16 protein-coding genes and 1 tRNA gene are annotated in these 20409 nt (G+C 37.6%); 9 read left to right on the top strand and 8 right to left on the bottom strand.

The window, feature by feature from the left end; genetic code table 11:
• Nucleotides 1-6: 6 nt before the first annotated feature.
• Nucleotides 7-468 carry a ribosome assembly cofactor RimP gene (gene rimP, locus ACKWCD_RS10505; protein WP_413983901.1) on the bottom strand — a complete coding sequence of 154 codons (462 nt, stop codon included), beginning with the start codon at nt 466-468 and terminating at the stop codon, nt 7-9.
• Between the two features lie 238 nt (nt 469-706).
• Here rimP and ACKWCD_RS10500 point away from each other — a divergent pair, with 238 nt between their 5' ends.
• On the top strand, nt 707-2080 hold the full coding sequence (locus ACKWCD_RS10500; protein ID WP_413983900.1) for a cation:proton antiporter domain-containing protein: 1374 nt from the start codon (nt 707-709) through the stop codon (nt 2078-2080).
• A gap of 56 nt (nt 2081-2136) precedes the next feature.
• Here ACKWCD_RS10500 and ACKWCD_RS10495 read toward each other — a convergent pair.
• A tRNA-Gln gene (locus ACKWCD_RS10495) sits at nt 2137-2208 on the bottom strand.
• Between the two features lie 343 nt (nt 2209-2551).
• Here ACKWCD_RS10495 and ACKWCD_RS10490 point away from each other — a divergent pair.
• Nucleotides 2552-5920, top strand: a complete 3369-nt coding sequence (locus tag ACKWCD_RS10490) for a glycosyltransferase family 117 protein (protein WP_413983899.1) — start codon at nt 2552-2554, stop codon at nt 5918-5920.
• Nucleotides 5921-5961: 41 nt separating this feature from the next.
• Here the strand turns inward: ACKWCD_RS10490 and ACKWCD_RS10485 are convergent, their stop codons facing one another.
• The 3 genes from ACKWCD_RS10485 to ACKWCD_RS10475 all read right to left on the bottom strand — a co-directional run bounded on the left by ACKWCD_RS10485 (nt 5962) and on the right by ACKWCD_RS10475 (nt 8359).
• Nucleotides 5962-6258 carry a thioredoxin family protein gene (locus ACKWCD_RS10485; protein ID WP_413983898.1) on the bottom strand — a complete coding sequence of 99 codons (297 nt, stop codon included), beginning with the start codon at nt 6256-6258 and terminating at the stop codon, nt 5962-5964.
• Nucleotides 6259-6349: 91 nt separating this feature from the next.
• Nucleotides 6350-7579 carry a metallophosphoesterase gene (locus tag ACKWCD_RS10480; RefSeq protein WP_413983897.1) on the bottom strand — a complete coding sequence of 410 codons (1230 nt, stop codon included), beginning with the start codon at nt 7577-7579 and terminating at the stop codon, nt 6350-6352.
• A 57-nt stretch (nt 7580-7636) separates the two neighbouring features.
• Entirely contained in the window at nt 7637-8359 is a 723-nt protein-coding gene (locus ACKWCD_RS10475; RefSeq protein WP_413983896.1) for a copper homeostasis protein CutC, read from the bottom strand.
• Between the two features lie 41 nt (nt 8360-8400).
• On the opposite strand from ACKWCD_RS10475, the gene ACKWCD_RS10470 reads away from it, so the two are divergent.
• The 3 genes from ACKWCD_RS10470 to ACKWCD_RS10460 all read left to right on the top strand — a co-directional run bounded on the left by ACKWCD_RS10470 (nt 8401) and on the right by ACKWCD_RS10460 (nt 12710).
• Nucleotides 8401-9396: an isoaspartyl peptidase/L-asparaginase gene (locus tag ACKWCD_RS10470; RefSeq protein ID WP_413983895.1), complete on the top strand. Its 996-nt coding sequence runs from the start codon at nt 8401-8403 to the stop codon at nt 9394-9396.
• 52 nt (nt 9397-9448) lie between these two features.
• Nucleotides 9449-12286: a DNA polymerase I gene (gene polA, locus ACKWCD_RS10465; RefSeq protein ID WP_413983894.1), complete on the top strand. Its 2838-nt coding sequence runs from the start codon at nt 9449-9451 to the stop codon at nt 12284-12286.
• A 76-nt stretch (nt 12287-12362) separates the two neighbouring features.
• Entirely contained in the window at nt 12363-12710 is a 348-nt protein-coding gene (locus tag ACKWCD_RS10460) for a T9SS type A sorting domain-containing protein (protein WP_413983893.1), read from the top strand.
• A 77-nt stretch (nt 12711-12787) separates the two neighbouring features.
• Here ACKWCD_RS10460 and ACKWCD_RS10455 read toward each other — a convergent pair whose 3' ends face one another.
• Entirely contained in the window at nt 12788-13279 is a 492-nt protein-coding gene (locus ACKWCD_RS10455; RefSeq protein ID WP_413983892.1) for a lipocalin family protein, read from the bottom strand.
• Nucleotides 13280-13355: 76 nt separating this feature from the next.
• Nucleotides 13356-15989 carry a DUF5916 domain-containing protein gene (locus tag ACKWCD_RS10450; RefSeq protein WP_413983891.1) on the bottom strand — a complete coding sequence of 878 codons (2634 nt, stop codon included), beginning with the start codon at nt 15987-15989 and terminating at the stop codon, nt 13356-13358.
• Nucleotides 15990-16246: 257 nt separating this feature from the next.
• On the opposite strand from ACKWCD_RS10450, the gene rplM reads away from it, so the two are divergent.
• From rplM to tsf, 4 genes are all read left to right on the top strand, one after another.
• Complete coding sequence (rplM, locus tag ACKWCD_RS10445; protein ID WP_413983890.1) at nt 16247-16702, top strand: 50S ribosomal protein L13; 456 nt, start codon at nt 16247-16249, stop codon at nt 16700-16702.
• Nucleotides 16702-17088 carry a 30S ribosomal protein S9 gene (rpsI, locus tag ACKWCD_RS10440; RefSeq protein WP_413983889.1) on the top strand — a complete coding sequence of 129 codons (387 nt, stop codon included), beginning with the start codon at nt 16702-16704 and terminating at the stop codon, nt 17086-17088. The genes rplM and rpsI overlap by 1 nt, the downstream gene beginning before the upstream one ends.
• Nucleotides 17089-17305: 217 nt before the next feature.
• A complete protein-coding gene (gene rpsB / locus ACKWCD_RS10435; RefSeq protein WP_413983888.1) occupies nt 17306-18475 on the top strand; it encodes a 30S ribosomal protein S2 in 1170 nt (389 codons plus the stop codon).
• A 74-nt stretch (nt 18476-18549) separates the two neighbouring features.
• Nucleotides 18550-19515 (top strand): translation elongation factor Ts, encoded by a 966-nt coding sequence (tsf, locus tag ACKWCD_RS10430; protein ID WP_413983887.1) that lies wholly within the window; start codon nt 18550-18552, stop codon nt 19513-19515.
• A gap of 79 nt (nt 19516-19594) precedes the next feature.
• Here the strand turns inward: tsf and ACKWCD_RS10425 are convergent, their stop codons facing one another.
• Nucleotides 19595-20407: a DUF4097 family beta strand repeat-containing protein gene (locus tag ACKWCD_RS10425; protein ID WP_413983886.1), complete on the bottom strand. Its 813-nt coding sequence runs from the start codon at nt 20405-20407 to the stop codon at nt 19595-19597.
• Between the last annotated feature and the right edge of the window lie 2 nt (nt 20408-20409).

Raw genomic sequence — 20409 nt, 5'->3', positions numbered from 1 at the left:
TTCCTATTAAAATTTTAAAATAACTTTTGCTTCTTTTATCTCAGAAAAATCAATTTCCTTCCTTTTCTGAACTGTATGCTTCCCTTTTCCTATGGGTTTGGGTTCCCGTGCTTTCCACTCTAAAACAATATGGTCGTCTGTTACTTCTGTTAAATTACCTTCGAAGATTTCATCTCCAATTTTCACAGCTAACTTTCTACCAATATTTTTTTTATACTGCCGCGGCATAACCAACGGAGAAGCTGCTCCTGCTGAAGCTACTTCTAAAGAAAAATCTTGTTCTTCTCTGTCTAAATTATGCTCAATCGCTCGACTGATTTTAATACAGTCTTTAACGGTCACTCCATTATCACCGTCGATAATTACATTTATTTTATTATCAGCGGAAATGGTGAAATCAATCAAAAAAAGACTACCATCTTCCTCTAGTCCATCATTCAAAAGTGTCTCCACTTGATCCTTAAACATAATATCAAGAAATAAAAAAGAGGACCAAATGTCCCCTCATGAATAAAAATTCTATCCTTTCAGTCGTGCAAATATACATTTATTTTTGTTTTTCACCAATTAACAACACTACTGTTTTATAGTATAATTACGACCTCAAAACATCAATAATTTAGTGTCGCACAACATAATCAAGTATTAAATGTTATTTTTAAAGTGTTAAGAAAATAGTGTCCTAATTTCAAAAACCTTCTAACCAATGGAAATTCTATCCTCCTATAACCTCATCATTGGGGCATCTGTCATTGTTGTATTGTCATTTTGGTTCAATGGCATTTCGAAAAAGACCAATATCCCTTCTGTTTTGATGTTGATCGTTCTCGGTGTTCTAATCAATATTGGACTTGGATTTTTTGTTTCGGATATTCCCGACTTTGGAGGCTCTCTTGAAATTCTTGGTACAGTTGGTTTAATTATGATTGTTCTCGAAGCGGCTCTCGAGCTAGAGTTGAAAAGAGAAAAGCTCATTCCCATTCTAAAATCTATGGCTATCGCCTTAATAGGCTTAGTAGGTTCCGCATGGGTAGCAGCATTAATTTTATATCAATTTATAGAGGGTATGACCATGCAATCGGCATGGCTGTATGCAACACCATTATCCATTCTTTCAAGTGCAATTATTATTCCCAGTGTAGGCGGATTGGTCGATGCTAAACGGGAATTCCATATTTATGAAAGTACTTTCTCTGATATTTTCGGAATTATGATGTTCTACTTTTTAGCTGGGGGACTTAACCCTGCTGAAGATGGCGGAGTTGCAGGATTCTCCATAAATCTCATATTAACCATTGTAATTGCGGTTGTTGCAAGCTACGCCATCATTCTAGTTTTTCAGCGCATTAAAAGTCAAGCCAAGCTCTTTTTATTGATCGCTGTACTACTTCTATTGTATGCTATCGGAAAGAAAATGCATCTTTCTTCCCTTATTATTATTTTGATTTTCGGATTGATCATTAAAAATATCAATCTCTTTTTCCCTGGAAAAACAAAAATATTTCTTGAAGAAGATCGAATGCATCAAATGTATCATGAATTGCACATCATAACGTTAGAAACGGCATTTGTCGTGCGTACTTTTTTCTTTGTAATCTTTGGTATTACTATTGTCTTATCATCGCTTCTAAGTTTAAAAGTAGCTTTGGTTAGTATTCTGATTATAGCATCGATTTACGCCATTCGATGGGTGATTCTTCGTGTTTTTGTTGGAAAAGACATGTTGCCACAACTATTTATTGCACCCAGAGGATTGATAACTGTACTACTTTTTTACGCTATACCTGCCCAAGCAGAAGTAGCAGGATTCGAGTCTGGAATTCTACTCTTTGTAATTATCGCTACTAGCTTGGTAATGACCTGGGCAATGATCAAAGACAAACGTAAAATGGGAACCATGCTTGATGAAATTGATGAGGAAATTTTATTGCGTAATGAAGCGGAAGATGCTTTGAACGAACATTCTGAAGAATCTGAGATAATTGAAAGTAATGAACCAGAGGCTTTGGAGAATCCTGAGACGGATGGTGGAATTTCTATGGGAGATAATGATATTGAAGGGGAGTTGTCAGCAGACTAGGCATTTAAAACAAAAATCCTAACATCAAAAAGATATTAGGATTTATTGAATTTAAGTTGGCCCACAAGGACTCGAACCTTGAATGACGGTACCAAAAACCGGAGTGTTGCCAATTACACCATGGGCCAATCTCTAGAAACTGATTCACTGAAATTAATTCAACGCAAGCAAGTTCAGCTTTCGAGCGTGCAAATTTAAAACAATGTTTGATATGCACAAACATTTTACATTACAATTATTTAAAAAAACACCTCTTCGAAGTCCCCACCCTAGCCCTCCCCAGTAGGGAGGGAGCAATCACCACTTGAATTTCACCCTTGAGGTATATTGATTGTAAAACTCAATAAAGACATACCCCCTCCCTCGGAGGGGGCTAGGGGGAGGACTTTTCCTTGTTAAAGGTTTATCAAAAATCTATTCCCATATCTATATTTATTGCTAAATTCGCCCCATCGGTTAATCAAACAGTACATGTTTTCAAAGAACTTCGAAAAATGGGACACTATTTTAGGGTGGTCCGCCTTTTTTATTGCCTTTATCGTTTACTTTATCACGGTAGAACCCACCAGTAGTTTTTGGGATGCTGGAGAGTACATTTCCACTTCTGCCAAACTACAAGTTGGTCACCCACCAGGGGCTCCGCTAATGCAAATGATTGGAGCTTTCTTCGCTATGTTTGCTTTTGGCGACGACTTATTAGTTGCTCGAATGGTAAACTTCGTTTCAGGTGCATCAAGTGCTTTTACCATATTATTCATGTTCTGGACAATTACCAACCTGACTCGAAAATTAATAGGCGAAAAAGAAGCACTTACAAATAGCAAAGCTATTGCTGTTTTAGGTAGTGGACTTGTTGGTAGTCTAGCCTTTACATTTTCAGATAGCTTTTGGTTCAATGCGGTTGAAACTGAAGTATATGCAATGGCTAGTCTTGTTATGGCAGCACTGCTATACATGGGGCTTAAATGGGTTGATAATTTAGATAATCCTAGAGGGAATAAATGGTTAATCTTAATCTCGTTTGTAGTTGGCTTGACTTTTGGAATTCAGTTTATGGGCTTCTTAGCGATTCCATCAATTGGCCTTTTGTATTACTTCAAAACCTACAAAAAAACTACAGTCAAGAACTTCTTGTTAGCTAACGTAGCTGTTGTTGCTATTTTAATGTTAGTATATAAATTCTCATTGACTTATGTATTAAAATTATTTGGATGGGGTGAAGTATTCTTTATTAATAACTTAGGACTACCCTTCAACTCAGGCTCCATAATAATCGGACTCCTATTTATTGCTGCCTTTTATTTCGGACTCAATTATACTCGTAAAAACAACTACAAAACAGCAAATACCATTGTGCTCTGTTTGATGTTTTTATTCTTCGGATTTTCTTCATGGATTATGCTTCCTATCCGAGCAAATGCCAATGTAGTGATTAATGAAAATGATCCTTCAGATGCACGTTCGCTTTTGGCTTATTATAATCGTGAGCAGTACCCTGGAGTTGATAGTCCTGTTTATGGAGCATACTATTCTGATTTATTCGCTGAAGCGGGTGAAAAAAGAGATTTAGCCCCAAAATATGAACGTGATGAAAAATTAGGAAAATATGTCATTGTAAACTATTACAAAGATGCCGATCAAAGTGCCAACCCAGATCATATTGGCTTATTACCAAGAATGTGGAGTACACAACATGCTGAAAATTACATGCAGTATTTTGGTCGACTAGATTTTAAAATCAATCGTTCTAATGATGAACTTCGAAAAGCGGTAAAACAAGTAAAAGATGGTTTTGACAATGGTGAGATTGATGCTGAGCAATATATCAGTTTCTTGAAACGCTTTGATGAATACATTGAGGTTCAGCCACCTACGGTATGGCAAAACATAAAATACATGTTCGAATTTCAATTCGGTTATATGTACTGGCGCTATTTCATGTGGAACTTTACAGGAAAACAAAATGATGTTCAAGGCCGTTATAACGAAAATGGAAACTGGATTAGTGGAATCAACTTCATAGATAGCATTCGCCTAGGAAGTCAAGAAAATCTACCTAGTGATATTGAAAATAACAAAGGAAGAAACACGTATTTCTTTCTACCGCTTTTGCTGGGTATAATCGGTTTGGTATTTCAGATCTCCAAAAATCCGAAACAATTTTGGGTGCTTTTTGTATTCTTTATGTTTACAGGAATTGCCATACAATTTTACACAAACCCATATATATTTCAACCACGTGAGCGTGACTATTCGTTGGTAGGTTCGTTTTATATTTTTGCCTTGTGGATAGGTTTGGGGGTATATGGCCTCTTTGATGAATTCAGAAAATTGCTGACCGCAAAAATAGCTGCACCTGTCATTACCATAGCATGCCTTTTAGCAGTTCCATTATTAATGGCTTTTCAAAATTGGGATGATCATGATAGATCAAATAGATTCACAGCACAATCAACAGCAAAAGCTTACTTAGATTCTTGTCAAGAAGATGCTGGTTCAATTCTATTTACTATTGGTGATAATGACACTTTTCCACCATGGTACGTGCAAGAGGTGGAAGGTTACCGAACAGATGTTCGAATTGTTTGTACTAGTCTTTTTGAAACAGATTGGTATGTTGATCAAATGAAGCGTGCGGCTTACAAGAGCCCTCCAATTCCATCGCAAATAGCACATGAAAAATATCGCACAGGTAATAGAGATGTTCTCTATCATCAAAATGCAGATCAGATTTTCAGCAAAGAAGTTTCTACAAGTCGATGGAGCATTCAAGCTTTTATCGATTGGGTAGATGGTGATCAACCGCAAACAAAGTTTAAGTATTATTTAGAGCAGATGGGTGCAGATACTTCAGAATATTCAGAGGATGTTTTGAACTTTGTCTACTACCCTACTAAGAAGTTGCGTATTCCTGTCAACAAGCAAAATGCTTTGGCAAGCGGATTGGTCAAAGAAAAAGACTCAGCACTGATCGTTGACTATATTGACATCACTTTACCCAATGTGATCACAAAGAAAAGCATGATGATGTTGGATATTGTAGCCAATAATGACTGGAAACGTCCTATTTATTTCTCTGGCGGAAGTTTTGATGATTCTGAATTTATTTGGATGAAAGACTATTTGCAGTTAGATGGATTAGCCTATAAACTTGTCCCCATAAAAACAGAAAGACCCAACAGTTTTGAAATGGGAAGAATCGATACTGATTTGATGTATGACATTGTCAAAAAATGGGATTGGGGTAATTCAGGCGACCCTGATATTTACCATGACACGCAAACCCGTATTCAAGGAGTAACTTTTAGAGGAAACCTTGCTCGTTTGACAGAGACCTTGATCAAAGAAAACAAAATTGAAAAGGCAAAAGATATCATTGACATTTCAATGACCAACATGCCAATTGATCAATTTGGATACTACACCCTTGTTGAACCTTTTGTTGATGCTTATTATAAGGTTGGAGAAACCACCAAAGCTCGTTCGCTTTTTGAACGTTTAAAAGTCAAGTATCAAGAACGGCTTGATTATGCAGCAAATACTGGTTTAGATCAGCAATATGATAATATCGATGATATCATAAGTGATATGGAAGCCTATCGAAGAAATATTGATGTATTAATTGATAACGGAGATCGTGAATTTGTAGAGAAAGAGACATTGATTTTCAATGAATACATTGATAAATTCAATCATTTCTACAAAGATGAAATTGATGAGGCCAGACCGCCTTTAGAAGGTACAGATCCTGACATGTCAGATACAGTACCAGTTTCAGATTCCACTAATGTACCAAATGATGAAAAAAGAGATACTGCGTTGGCACCAGTTGGGCTCTAGTAAAGAAACATGAATGCTAAAGAAGAAATTCAGAAGAAAATCTAAACGTATTCGTTGAGAATACCAATTAAGGTATTGGCGTCTTGCTCACCGCTTTGGCGCCATACCATTTCACCTTTTTTATAAATCATTAAAGTCGGCAATCCCTTTACGCGTAACGCTTGAGAAAGCTCCTTATTTTTATCTACATCAATTTTAATCACTTTGCTTTTGTCACCAAGGGCGGCAGCTACATCGCGAAGCACAGCATGCATAGCTGTTGATTGATCATTCCAATCTGCATAAAAATCTAACAATACTGGAACCTTTAAATCTATAAGTTCACCAAATTTTGACATATGTATATCATTGGGTTACACACCAAAAGTAGTAAAAATTGTTAAATTCCTAGAAGTATTGTAGGTTTTTGGGGCTTTAAGCGAGTTAAATTCATGTTAAGGATTTCTTTTTTAGGGTTATCACGGTGATTTCTGGCCAAATTCCAAACCTTCCGGGATAGCCCAAAAAACCAAAACCTCGGTTTACGTTTATGAATTGCCCCATTTCTTCATAGATACCCGCCCATTGCTTATACCGCCATTTTACGGGACTCCATTTAATCCACCCAGGGATTTCAATACCGAATTGCATTCCATGGGTATGTCCGCTTAAAGTCAGGTGGTAATGGTAGTCATCTGGCACAACTTCTTCTTCCCAATGACTAGGATCGTGACTCATCAGTATTTTAAAATCGTCTTTATGAATTGTAGACTTTGCTTTTTGTAAATCTCCCGCTTTCTTGAATCCACCTTTACCCCAATTCTCTACTCCAATTAGCGCGATACGATCACTCCCCTTTTGCAGATATCTGCTTTCATTTAAAAGAAGATCAAAGCCCATTTCTTTTTGAAGGTTTTTCAAATCTTCCAAGTTGGCGGTTTTTGCTTCTGGAGTATCCCATGTGATATAATCTCCATAATCATGATTTCCTAAAACAGAATATTTTCCATCCTTCGCTTTCAATGTAGAAAAAAGCTCTTTCCATGGATGCATTTCTTCTGACTTGTTATTGACCATATCCCCGGTAAACAAAAGCACATCACTTTTCTGTTGATTTATTAAATCAATGGCGTATTCAATCTTTTTCCGATTATCAAAACTTCCGCTGTGCACATCAGATATTTGGGTGATTTGATATCCTTCAAAAGCGTCCGGAAGATCCTCATATTCCATGGTATATTTTAACACCTTGAAATTATACTTCCCCTTGTACATTCCATATAATAAAGCACCAAAAGGCAAGGCGGCAATACCTAGTCCGATTAAACTCAAAAAACGTCTTCTCTCACCGAAACTAAACTCTTTTTCACTTCCAGCTAATTTTTGATAGCCAGCCGAAAATAATCGAAATATATCCTCAGAAAAAAGAAATAGTACGGTAATTATTTGAAAGGCAAGCATGGCAATTAAAAAGCCAAAAGCATAGCTCTTGGGGCGACTCAAAACGCGACCTGGTTCCTCTCCTACCGTAAATTGAAAAATGAAATTGCCGATAACCAAAAGCGTAAGTGCAATAAAAGTCCAATGTACCCAAGGGTAACGAGATGCTGTTTTTAAAGCCTGTAAGGCATAAAAGGCTAAAAGGAGATAGAAAGCAACAAAAATTATCCAGCGAAGCATGTTCAAAATTTTAACAAAGATATTTTAAATCGATTTCAAGGGAATTGCAATTGGGTTTTATTTAACGGCCTTAATCACCTCTTGAATAGTTTCAAAGTTTGATATGGGGATAGCATCATCAGACAACATATGAGGAGAATTCATAGGTACTTTGGGGTCTTCGAAAAGTTTCTGCTTCATTTGAACACCAGACAAGTGAATGGCTTTAAACCCCTTTTCTTTGAAGAGATGAGCGTTGCTAGCGTTTATTCCAGAGCCGGGCATAATCATAGTGCCCGATGCCATGTCGTGCAAATCAGATAATAAGTCTATACCCAAAACCGCCGTCTTTTGTTGGCCAGAACTTAAAATGGTATCAACGCCCATACTTTGAATCCATTCGAGTCCCCAAAATGGGTCAGGCACCCAATCAAATGCACGATGAAATGTAGTTTTGAGACCATGGTTCATTTCACCCAACTCCCAAAAACGGTTTTCATCAAAAACAAAATTAGGATGAAGCATTCCTATGACGATTCCATCAAACCCCATTTCACCACAAATTTTGATATTTTCTTTCATGACATGGAACTCGTCATCAGAATAGGTGAAATCTCCACTGCGTGGACGAATAAGTACACGAACAGGAATCGAAATCTTCTCAGAAACAGCTTTTAAAAGTCCGTATGATGGTGTAATTCCACCAACAGCAAGCTCCGAACAAAGTTCAATTCTATCCGCTCCTGCTTTTTCAGCATTCAAGGCAGATTCCAATGAATTAGCACAAACTTCTACTAGCATTTTACCTATATTTAAAGTCCTAATTTAATGAACCAAAACCGATGCAAAGAAGAAACTTCCTAAAAAATTCAACTGTGGCGGCAGCCGGCATAATCTCAGCGCCCTTAATTGCTTCTTGCAAAGATGAAACTGATATAAAAATTGATACCAGCAATACAACCAAAACCATTCGTCCGATAGCAATCTGCACTTGGAATTTTGAAAACGCCACTGCAAAAGCCTGGGAAGTTTTAAAAGAGGGAGGCAATTCTTTAGATGCTGTTCAACAAGGTGCCATGATTGAAGAAGCGGATATTAACAATCAAACTGTAGGCGTGGGTGGAAGACCAGACCGAGATGGTAATGTAACGCTCGATGCCTGTATTATGGACAAAGAGGGAAACTGCGGTGCGGTTTTAGCATTACAAAATATTGCCAGTCCGGTTTCAGTAGCACGCAAAGTCATGGAAGAAACTCCTCATGTGATGCTCGCAGGAAAAGGTGCTGAAAAATTCGCCTACGAGCAAGGTTTTGAAAAAGCAAACCTACTTACCGAGCAATCCAAACAAGAATGGCTGGAATGGAAAAAGACGTCTGAATACAAACCTATTATCAATATTGAATACCATGATACCATTGGCATTTTGGCCATAGATAAAAATGGCGATATTTCAGGAGCCTGTACCACGAGTGGCATGGGCTATAAATATGCGGGGCGTGTTGGTGACTCACCGATTATTGGGGCCGGACTTTTTGTTGACAACGAAATAGGTGCCGCCACGGCAACGGGAGTTGGCGAGGAAGTGGTTCGAACGGTCGGAAGTTTTTTGATTGTGGAATTGATGCGACAAGGAAAATCTCCCCAAGAAGCCTGTGAAGAAGGTGTAAAACGTATTATGGCGAAAAACAAGGACCGAACAGATTTTCAAATCGGTTTTATTGCCATTAACAAAAAAGGAGAAACCGGCGGGTATTGCATTCAACCAGGGTTTACGTATCGAACGTACTCAGAGGAAGGTCATATTAACAATCCTTCGGAATCATTTCTTAAATCATAAAGAAGGAAGCAGATAATATTTGTAGTTTTGGAACCCTTCAATACAACCTAAAATGGCAGAACAAAAACGACTTTTTTTACTAGATGCATTCGCATTAATTTTTAGAGGATACTATGCCCTAATCAAAAACCCAAGAATTAATTCAAAGGGAATGGATACCTCAGCCATAATGGGTTTTATGAATTCCCTTTTCGATGTCATCAAACGAGAAAAACCAGACCATTTGGCGGTTTGTTTTGATAAAGGAGGAAGTGCAGAACGTACCGAGCTTTTTCCGGAATACAAAGCGAATAGAAGTGAGACTCCCGATGCTATTAAAATTGCTGTTCCCTATATTCAAGATATTTTGAAAGCGATGAATATTCCTGTAGTTGTAAAAGAAGGTTGGGAAGCAGATGACATTATAGGTACGCTGGCAAAGCAAGCTGAAAAAGAAGATTACAAGGTTTTTATGGTGACTCCCGATAAAGATTTTGGACAGTTAGTTTCTGAAAACATATTTATGTATCGCCCCGCACGAATGGGTAACGGCATTGAGATTTGGGGAATCCCTGAAATACAAAAACGTTTTGGTGTAGAACGACCCAAGCAGGTTATTGACTATTTAGGCATGATGGGTGATGCGAGTGATAACATTCCCGGATTACCTGGAGTAGGTGATAAAACCGCAAAAAAATTCTTAGAAGAGTTTGGTTCTCTGGAAGGGCTTTTAGCCAATACGGATAAACTGAAGGGAAAAATGAAAGAGAAGGTCGAAGCGAATGGAGAGCTTGGCCTACTTTCTAAAAAACTAGCTACTATTAGCCTCGATGTCGATGTAACTTTTGATGCCAAAGATTATGAGATGTGCGACCCAGACAATGAGAAAGTACAAACCATTTTTGAGGAACTTGAATTTCGAAGACTGAAAGACCAGTTCATCAAAATATTTTCTGGGGATGTTGAAGAACCGAAAAAGGGAACTGAAGGTGAACCAACTCCTAAGGCAAAACCCAAAGAAGCCGGAGGTGGTCAATTCTCTTTGTTTGGCGGAGACCCTTCTGAAGCTGCAGGAACCATTAAAGACTTCAATAGTCGTAATACCATTGCAGACGTTCCACATGTATATCAGAGTATTGCTCCAGGAATGGCGATGAAATTATTCGTCCAAAATCTAATGAAACAGACATCCGTTTGTTTTGATACAGAAACTACAGGGCTCAATCCATTAACGGCAGAATTGGTCGGAATTGCTTTTTCTTGGGAAGCAACAAAAGGATTTTACATTCCTTTTCCTGAGGATAAAAATGAAGCTCAGGAAATCATTGAACAACTGCGACCTTTCTTTGAATCGGAAGCTATTGAGAAGATTGGTCAGAATTTAAAATATGACATCAAGGTACTCCATAAATATAATGTCAAAGTAAAAGGAAAGTTCTTTGACACCATGTTAGCACACTATCTTATCAATCCTGATATGCGCCATAATATGGATGTGCTTTCAGAAACGTATTTGAATTATACTCCAGTTTCAATAACTGAATTGATTGGTAAAAAAGGAAAGAACCAGCTTTCGATGCGCGATGTTCCTTTGGAAAAACAAACCGAATATGCCGTTGAGGATGCCGATATTACCTTGCAATTAGCCGAACACTTCAGACCCGAACTAAAAGAGGCTAACACCGCAGATTTATTCAATGATATTGAGATTCCACTATTACATGTTTTAGCTGATATGGAGTTAGAGGGAATTAATCTGGATGAGAAATTTTTAAATTCCCTTTCGGAGGATTTAAATACCGATATCACAAACCTGACGGCAAAAATATACGAGGCAGCCGGCGAAGAATTCAACATTGGCTCACCCAAGCAGTTGGGTGAAATCCTTTTTGATAAAATGAAATTGGTCGACAAACCAAAAAAGACTAAAACCGGACAGTATTCCACAGCTGAAGATGTGCTTTCCTATTTGGCAAAAGACCATGAAATTATTCAAAATGTTTTGGATTATAGAGGGCTTTCAAAATTGAAAAGCACCTATGTTGATGCACTTCCATTACAAGTAGAAGAAAGCACAGGTAGAGTGCATACGGACTATATGCAAACCGTTGCTGCCACCGGAAGATTAAGTAGTAACAATCCGAATTTACAGAACATTCCGATTCGAACGGAGCGCGGGCGACAAGTTAGAAAAGCATTTGTTCCTAGAGACGAAAATTATACTTTACTAGCTGCGGATTACTCCCAAATAGAATTGCGAATCATTGCCGCTTTAAGTGATGAAACTACTATGATAGAAGCTTTCAAAAACGGAGAAGATATTCATGCTTCAACGGCGGCACGAGTTTTTAATGTTCCTTTGGAAGAAGTAACCCGTGAACAACGAAGCAATGCCAAAACCGTCAACTTCGGAATTATTTATGGCGTATCCGCCTTTGGTCTTAGTAATCAAACCGATCTCTCACGCTCTGAAGCCAAAGAACTAATCGAGACCTATTACAAAACCTACCCCAAACTCAGAAATTATATGGGCGAGCAGGTTGATTTCGCAAGAGACAATGGTTATGTTCAAACTGTTTTAGGAAGGCGCCGCTATTTAAAAAACATCAATGGAAGTAATGCCATCGTTCGTGGTGCAGCAGAACGAAATGCAGTGAACGCCCCTATTCAGGGTAGCGCGGCCGATATCATCAAATTAGCGATGATCAATATTCATAAAAAACTAGCCGAAGAAAATTACCAATCTAAAATGCTTTTACAGGTGCATGATGAATTGGTTTTTGATGTGTACAATCCTGAAATGGATAAGTTAAAAACTATGGTCAAGGCTGAGATGGAGAGTGCGTATGAACTCTCGGTGCCTTTGGATGTTGAGTTAGGAGTTGGCCAGGATTGGTTGGAAGCACATTAAAAAATTCTAACATTTTTTTGTGATTTACAGGGTACTAAGCTTTTTCATATCGCGTTATGAAAGAACCAAACCCTATATGATGAAAAACTTGGTATTCCTCATACTTGCACTTTTGTCCATATCCGCGACAGCACAAAGTTCTGAAGTGCAAAACACAGAAGCTCCAAAAGCGACTGTTATAAAACAAAAAATAAAGGTCTTTCCAAACCCTGCTACGAATGTTGTCAATATACTTGGTTTAAAAAATAGCAAACACGCCAATATTACTATTTCAGATATTTCGGGAAATGCAGTACTGCAACGTCAATGGGCCGTTCGAAACAATTCAGTAAGTATTCCCATTCCTAATTTGAATGCCGGAATTTATGTGGTTCGTATTGTTTCTGAAGAACAAAAAATACAAGTTAAGTTTTATAAAAATTAGTCTTTAAAGTATTCTAAAAAAATAAAAAGAGCCCATCTAACAAATTCAGATGGGCTCTTTTTTTAAATTTTATTCTTCTACGCTTTCGTAAAAATTACACTTCCTGCGGCATTTAAATTATTTACGTCAAGATCAGTAGCATCGACCGTCATGACATTATCTTCAATAGTAACTTTGATCGATTGACTTACTCCTTCTTGGTCAACAATAGTTAAAACACTACCATCGTAGGTATAAGTACTTGATTCTGTATCTTTTTGCGTGGGACAATCAACACTTAATCCTGTTGGAGTGGCATTAGGAACGACATAGTTTACTGCATTTTCTACAGTCACCGTCAAGTCTGCGTTAAACATAAATGTCAATATATAACACTCTTCCGCAGTTAGGTTGGCTAATATTTCAGCTCCAAGATTTAAAGTTGAGTTATTCGGGTCTGCAGCTCGGAACTCTGTTGCACGCCAAGTACCTACAATAGGGTTGACATTCTCTTCATTTGCATCTGCATCCTTAGAGCACGAAAAGATGAGGGTTGTTGCTAAACAAAGTAATAATAGGTTACGTTTCATTTTGTTGAATTTATTAGGCTTACTTAGGCAGAAAACGCAAAAATTCAACTTATAGTACTATAGAGACACTTTTTAACTATAACACAAAACGATAGGTTGCTTTTATCAAAAAAGTATTATCCATCTTTTGATCTAATATTTGGCCATCGAGATTGCTTCCAAGAGAATCCATAGGGTTTCCTAATCCATTTACACCTTGAGACCAAACTAAGAAGATTTCAGAACCGGGAATGTACTCCCAACGCATAACAAGGTTAGAACGAAATTGTACAAAAGCAAAATCTGGGTCGTTGATTTCATAATCAGTCGTTCCGTCCACATTTTCATCAATTAGATATGACCCTGAATTATTAATACGTGAGATTTGATTTGTATTATAAAGAGTTACACGATCATCTATATTTTTCGCAGTCGGGTTGTTGACAAAATTAAAGTCAATATAAGTGCCTCTTGATATAAAAGGTTGTCCATAAAATTGAATCGATAAGTTTGGATTTATACTGTAGTTAAAACGTAAAGAAGTACTGAATGTTCGTTGGTCAATATTTGCGGTAATGTATCGTGGTGTTCCATTAAAATCAACTTCATCTACATATTGTGTTCTATTCGGATTCTCTTCATACTCTATACCAGCAGATAAACTGAACGCATCAAAGGGTTGATATCGCAATCTTAGTACATAGCGTTTGAGTGAAAAATTATCTTGAGCTGCTTGACTGTTTATATAACCAACAACCGTATTAAACTTTTTTCTCGAATCAGAACCAGCAAAAATATAAAAGAAATTTTCATCAGACCATCGCCAACGCGGACCACCTCTTAAAACGGTATTCGAAAAAATACGCGGTTTATGGGCTCCACCGAGCTCCGTAAACCAGTTATTTTTATAGTTAATAAAACCCTCAGTTTGATATTGTACTCGATTATAGTTTCCGTCGAAATCATAAGTGCTAAATTGCTCAAGACTTATTCGAGCTCTTCGATACCAATTTGTAGGCTTTAGAAACAAATATTCAGCTTCAGCAAATTGCTTAATTTCATCAGCTTGACGGAGAAATCCAACATCATTCAACTCTAATTCTGGAGAACGCCAAACAACACCACCATTATATCGCCAATTACCACCACCTGTTTTTCCAGCTTCAAGCTTACCACCACTACCTGTTAATGACGTTCTAGATTCATCCACCTTCACATGACCAGCGTCAACTCTTTGAAACAAATGAGTCAAACTACGTTGTGTAAGGGCAATAGATTCTTCACTCCCTTCTACATGACTAGCCACCAAATTCCCTTCTATATAGTAGTTACGATCTTTCCAATTGTGTCTAAAATCTACCCCACCAGAATAGGCTGACTTTCGCAAGAAGTCTATACTTTCGGGTAAATTTCTGTTTGTGGCCGTAAAAATTCCTCCAATGAAAGTATTGCGTTGATTAAAATCTTTTTGCGCACGACCCACCAAATAATTCGTAAGCGGCTCGACAAGTTCTTGTCTTCTGCTTCCGTCAGGAGCTTCAACTTCCGCAAACATTTTTCCAGTAACACTTTCAAGTAAACCTAAAGACCAACCATTTTTAGTTTTACCTGAAAATTTAGCGGCCCCTAAAATAGTCGAGTTACTAGGGGTATCCGAAAACGCCACATTATCAGCACTTACAGAACCTTGAGGACTTCTACCGATGCGTCTACTATAAAAGACATTGTCATTGCGATCAGCAAACTCAAAATCAAAAATATTCTTGTTTTCTACGAAAAACGGGCGCTGCTCTCGAAAGAAGATTTGAAATCCATCCAATGCAATTGCCCCAGGATCGGCTTCTACTTGTCCAAAATCGGGATTCACGGTCAAATCTAAAGTTAGGTCATTTGTGATTCCAATCTTTGCATCTAAACCTCCATTCAAAATATAATCACTTCCATCGCGAAAAGGATTTCCAGTTTCCGTTGGATAAGTATCAAATTGATTTACCACAAAAGGCTGTATCTCAAGTTGTTTTTGGGGTTGAATATTAATTAAACCATGAAGTTCACCAAATTCACTTATAATACCGGCTGCATCTTGTGGAATTCTTTGCCATGCGGAGCGTTCATCTTCTCGAAAGTTCATTCTAGTAACTTGAAGTCCCCATATTTGTTCTTCAGCCTTACCAAATTTAAGTTGGCTAAAAGGTATTTTAGCTTCCGCTGTCCAGCCTTCACTATCAATTTGGGCGGCAGCATACCAAATGGGGTTCCAACTATCATCCCAATTATCTCCATTCTGTGAAACAAATTCGTCTCCTTTTACACCCGCCGCTGTAATTGTGAAAGAAAAAGCGGTTCGCTTATCATGATAGCTATCTATAATAATGGTTATGCGATCACCAGCAAAGCTATCGCGTCTTGACAGTCTTCTTTCTATTTTGTCTGGCTCATCGTCAAAACATCGATACGCCACATATAAAAATTTCTGATCATAGGTGATTTTATATTGCGTCTGCTGCTCAGGCAAAGTATTTTCATCGGGTTGCCATTCGATAAAGTCCTCTGCCCATTCACTACTACTCCATCCGTCATCATTCAATGCACCATCAATAGTAATATCGGTGTCCTTACTTAGAGCTTCGGTTACATATACTCTTTTAAATACAGTCTGTGTTGAATCTTGAGCTAGAAAAGAAAACGGTGTTATAAAAATTAGGCAGAAAACTGCAAGGAAAGATTTCATAAAGTTGGATGATTGATTTAGATTGATGATTGGTTTAGTCAACGTAATGGAAACAAAAATACCTTTGCTGTCAAAGTTAAAAGGGGCATTTAAACTTTATTTAACAGAAAAAAATTCCGAATGAATTAAAAAACTTAAAACAGGGTCAAAAAATCTAGAAAATAATAGGAAATTAGCATTTGTATTTCAACTTAATAGTTGTACATTTGCGCCCCGCTTAGAGGGATTGAAGTATTTAATCGTTAAATAAAGTAGTAGTGGATACATTAAGTTACAAAACCGTTTCGGCTAATAGAAAGACTGTTGACAAGCAATGGTTATTAGTAGATGCCGAAGGTCAAACACTAGGTCGTCTTGCTTCTAAGGTAGCAAAACTATTAAGAGGAAAGCATAAGCCTAATTATACACCACATGTTGATTGTGGAGATAATATAGTTGTAATTAATGCTGAGAAAGTAACACTTTCTGGTAACAAATGGGATGACAAAACCTATTCTCGTTACACAGGTTACCCAGGAGGACAACGTCATACTTCGGCTAAAGAATTATTGGAAAAAAACCCAGGCCGTATTGTTGAAAAAGCGGTAAAAGGAATGCTTCCAAAAAATAGATTAGGTGCAGATCTTTTTAGAAACCTAAAAGTATACGTTGGTCCTAATCATGATCAAGAAGCTCAAAAACCAACTGCAATCAACCTTAACGATTTCAAATAATGGAGACGATTCATAAAATAGGAAGAAGAAAAACAGCTGTTGCTCGTGTATATCTTTCCGACGGAAAAGGAAAAATCACTATCAACAACAAAGATTTGAATGATTATTTTCCAACAGCTACTTTACAATATAAAGTAAATCAACCATTTGCTTTAACTGATACCGTAGGGAACTACGATGTAAAAGTTAATGTATATGGGGGAGGAATCACTGGTCAAGCGGAAGCTATTCGTTTGGCATTGTCGAGAGCGATGTGCGAGATTGATGCTGAAAATAGATTAACTCTTAAACCAGAAGGTTTATTAACAAGAGACCCACGTATGGTAGAACGCAAGAAATTCGGTCAGAAGAAAGCCCGTAAGAAATTCCAGTTCTCTAAACGTTAATACAAAATTATCAGGTGTCTCTTCGGAGACACCTTTATTTATATTCATTAACAAGTTCATTGAAAGTTTTCTGATTCACAGGAAACAATTAAAAATCCTTAACTCCTTCTAAAGAGTGAAGGTAAATTAGTTTAGCATCTAAATGGTAGAGGCTTTCGTCATTCGGCGAATACCACTCTAACATTGCTAATTCAAAAGAACGTAAACTAAATTTAAAATGGCGAAAGTCGAAGTAAAACAATTATTAGAAGCAGGTGTGCATTTCGGACACCTAACCAGAAAGTGGAATCCTAACATGGCGCCCTACATCTACATGGAGCGTAACGGAATTCACGTTATCAATCTATACAAAACAGTAGCAAAGCTAGATGAGGCGAATGAAGCCTTGGCTAAGATTGCTGCTTCAGGAAGAAAAATTCTTTTTGTAGCTACAAAAAAACAGGCGAAAGATATCGTTGCTGAAAAAGTAGCAAAAGTTAACATGCCTTACATTACTGAAAGATGGCCAGGTGGAATGTTGACCAACTTTGTAACTATCCGGAAAGCTGTGAAGAAAATGGCTATGATTGATAGAATGAAGAAGGACGGTACTTTCCTTACGCTTTCTAAAAAAGAGAGGTTGCAAGTTGATCGTTTACGTCAAAAATTAGAAAAGAACTTAGGCTCTATTTCTGATATGACCCGTTTACCTGGTGCATTATTTGTTGTTGACACGATGCGCGAACACATTGCTGTTAAGGAAGCTCAAAAATTGAATATTCCAATTTTCGCAATGGTTGACACCAATTCTGATCCCAGAGATGTTGATTACTTAATTCCTTCTAACGATGATGCCTCAAAATCAATTGACATCATTATGACTCAAGTTACTGATGCCATTGCTGAAGGTCTAGCCGAGCGTAAATCAGAAAAACAAGGAGAGAAAGAAGGTAAAGAAGAGGCTCCAAAAGCTGAAGCAAAAAAGGAAGAAGCTCCTAAAAAAGAAGCCAAAACTGAGCCTGTAGTTGAAAAAGCACCAGCAGCTGAAGAAACGGTTGCAGTAGCAAAAGAAGAGGTTAAGGAAGAAGCTCCAAAGAAGGAAGAGGTAAAAAAAGAGGCTGCTCCTAAAAAAGCTCTTAAAGCTAAAGCTTCTAAGGGTGATGATTTAACTAAAATAGAAGGTGTAGGTCCAAAAGCTGCAGAGGCTTTAACCAATGCCGGACTTGAAACTTTCGCTAAAGTTGCTAAAGCCAAAGCGGATAAGATGAAAGAAATCTTAACTGAAGCTAGTTCTAGATTAGCGCATTTAGATACTACATCTTGGCCAAAGCAGGCAAAAATGGCTGCCGACGATAAGTGGGATGAATTGAAAGCTTGGCAAGACAGTGTAAAAGGAGGGGTTGAATAAGCAACTTTAATAAAGGAATACTAAATAAACGTTTCCCGCTTTTGCGGGAAAGAAATTAAAAATAAGATTACGTTATGGCAAAAATTACTGCCGCAGAGGTAAATAAATTAAGAAAAGCTACAGGTGCAGGAATGATGGACTGCAAAAATGCTTTAGTTGAGGCTGATGGAGATTTTGACAAAGCAATCGAAGTGCTTCGTAAAAAAGGGCAAAAAGTAGCAGCTAAAAGAGCGGATAGAGATTCTTCAGAAGGTGCTGCAATTGCAAAAGTGAATGCAGAGCAAACTGCTGGAGTTGCAATCGTTTTAGGTTGTGAAACTGATTTCGTTGGCAAAAACGAAAAATTCGTTGCACTGGCCAATGAACTTGCAGAAGTAGCATTAAACTACGATTCTAAGGAAGCGTTTTTAGCTGCTGATTTTGGAGGAATGACAGTTGCTGACAAATTGATTGAGCAAACTGGAGTAATCGGTGAGAAGTTAGATATTACAGCTTTTGAAAAATTGGAAGCTCCATATGTTGGAAGCTACGTTCACATCAACAAAATTGCTGCTTTAGTAGGCTTGTCTTCAAAAGTAGATACTGCTGAAGTATTAGGAAAAGATGTTTCCATGCAAATTGCTTCAATGGGCGCAACCACTTTATCATATAAAGATTTTGACCCTGCATTCGTCGCCGCTGAAACAGAAGCCAGAATTGCGGTTATTGAAAAAGATAACGAAGAGTTAGGTCGTTTAGGAAAAACCCTTAAAAACGTTCCTCAGTACATCTCGATGGCACAATTGACAGACGAAGTTATGGCTAAGGCTGAAGATGATGCAAAGGCTCAATTAAAAGCTGAAGGAAAGCCAGAGCAAATATGGGATAAAATCCTTCCAGGGAAAATGGAAAGATTTATTTCTGACAATACCACCTTGGATCAAGAACAATGTTTATTGGACCAAAATTTCATCAAAGATGAGAAAATCAATGTTGCAAAATATGTTGCTTCTCACGGAGATGTTTCTGTTACAGGTTTCAAACGTGCGACAGTAGGATAATTTTATATCAAGCTAACTCAAGAAAAACCGCGCTAACGAATATGTTAGTGCGGTTTTCTTTTTTTCTAAACTAGTTCTTCTACTTCGTGCTTCGAATCATAACATCACCGTTCATGGTTTTGAAAAGCAATTCCGCTCCTCCTCCATTAATGGTGCCTGTCACCCATTTATCTACAGTCACCTTGTAAACTCCTGATGAAGATTTCTTCTCATCTTTATTTACATTTCGCGTCATCTTCATTTCATAATCTGTGTAAATTTCTCCATAATCAGTCTTCGCTTTTATATTAGCCGCCAAGTCACTCGGAAACGTAACATCTAAATCTCCATTTAAACTAGTAAAAGCCATAGGTGATTTTTCATACCCTTTGGTAAAAGTTACTATGATATCTTTGTTTAAGGCATCTGCGATTACCGAACCGCCAATATTAGTTAAGGTTATAGCACCATTCAGGTTACTGATTTCCATTTCTCCTTTTACACCTTCTACAGTAATATTTCCGTTATTAGTAGCACGGAGATCCAACGAGAAATTTTCAGGTACTTTAATTATAAAGTCTACTCGCTTACTTTGATTTTTAGACCTTACCACTATTTTATTGTTATACTCCTCTGCACTAAACTCTAGAGAAGTATCCCCAATTCTTCGCATACCGTTTTTCGTTTTTGAATTTTTGGGGTTTTGGCTACTTCTAGTCTCTATTATCACTTCGTTTCCTTGATGTGCTTCTACTATTATTGATCCATAAAGCAAGCTCATTTTCAATCTCCCATCTTCTCCAGGATTACTCAAAGGAATGGTAACAGATTCACTTTCAGTTTGGGCAGAAAGACTTCCTGCTGAAAGCAAAAGGAGTAAAAGTCCGACAATTTGTATGGTTTTATTTTTCATAA

Source organism: Maribacter taeanensis, from assembly GCF_047345145.1.
Taxonomy (GTDB): Bacteria; Bacteroidota; Bacteroidia; order Flavobacteriales; family Flavobacteriaceae; genus Maribacter_C.
This window is presented reverse-complemented; position numbering and strand designations above follow the sequence as displayed.

Bases quoted from the DNA above. Each gene is read 5' to 3' on its own strand.
- rimP (WP_413983901.1), bottom strand. From the start codon at position 468: ATGTTTAAGGATCAAGTGGAGACACTTTTGAATGATGGACTAGAGGAA.
- ACKWCD_RS10500 (WP_413983900.1), top strand. From the start codon at position 707: ATGGAAATTCTATCCTCCTATAACCTCATCATTGGGGCATCTGTCATT.
- ACKWCD_RS10490 (WP_413983899.1), top strand. From the start codon at position 2,552: ATGTTTTCAAAGAACTTCGAAAAATGGGACACTATTTTAGGGTGGTCC.
- ACKWCD_RS10485 (WP_413983898.1), bottom strand. From the start codon at position 6,258: ATGTCAAAATTTGGTGAACTTATAGATTTAAAGGTTCCAGTATTGTTA.
- ACKWCD_RS10480 (WP_413983897.1), bottom strand. From the start codon at position 7,579: ATGCTTCGCTGGATAATTTTTGTTGCTTTCTATCTCCTTTTAGCCTTT.
- ACKWCD_RS10475 (WP_413983896.1), bottom strand. From the start codon at position 8,359: ATGCTAGTAGAAGTTTGTGCTAATTCATTGGAATCTGCCTTGAATGCT.
- ACKWCD_RS10470 (WP_413983895.1), top strand. From the start codon at position 8,401: ATGCAAAGAAGAAACTTCCTAAAAAATTCAACTGTGGCGGCAGCCGGC.
- polA (WP_413983894.1), top strand. From the start codon at position 9,449: ATGGCAGAACAAAAACGACTTTTTTTACTAGATGCATTCGCATTAATT.
- ACKWCD_RS10460 (WP_413983893.1), top strand. From the start codon at position 12,363: ATGATGAAAAACTTGGTATTCCTCATACTTGCACTTTTGTCCATATCC.
- ACKWCD_RS10455 (WP_413983892.1), bottom strand. From the start codon at position 13,279: ATGAAACGTAACCTATTATTACTTTGTTTAGCAACAACCCTCATCTTT.
- ACKWCD_RS10450 (WP_413983891.1), bottom strand. From the start codon at position 15,989: ATGAAATCTTTCCTTGCAGTTTTCTGCCTAATTTTTATAACACCGTTT.
- rpsI (WP_413983889.1), top strand. From the start codon at position 16,702: ATGGAGACGATTCATAAAATAGGAAGAAGAAAAACAGCTGTTGCTCGT.
- rpsB (WP_413983888.1), top strand. From the start codon at position 17,306: ATGGCGAAAGTCGAAGTAAAACAATTATTAGAAGCAGGTGTGCATTTC.
- tsf (WP_413983887.1), top strand. From the start codon at position 18,550: ATGGCAAAAATTACTGCCGCAGAGGTAAATAAATTAAGAAAAGCTACA.
- ACKWCD_RS10425 (WP_413983886.1), bottom strand. From the start codon at position 20,407: ATGAAAAATAAAACCATACAAATTGTCGGACTTTTACTCCTTTTGCTT.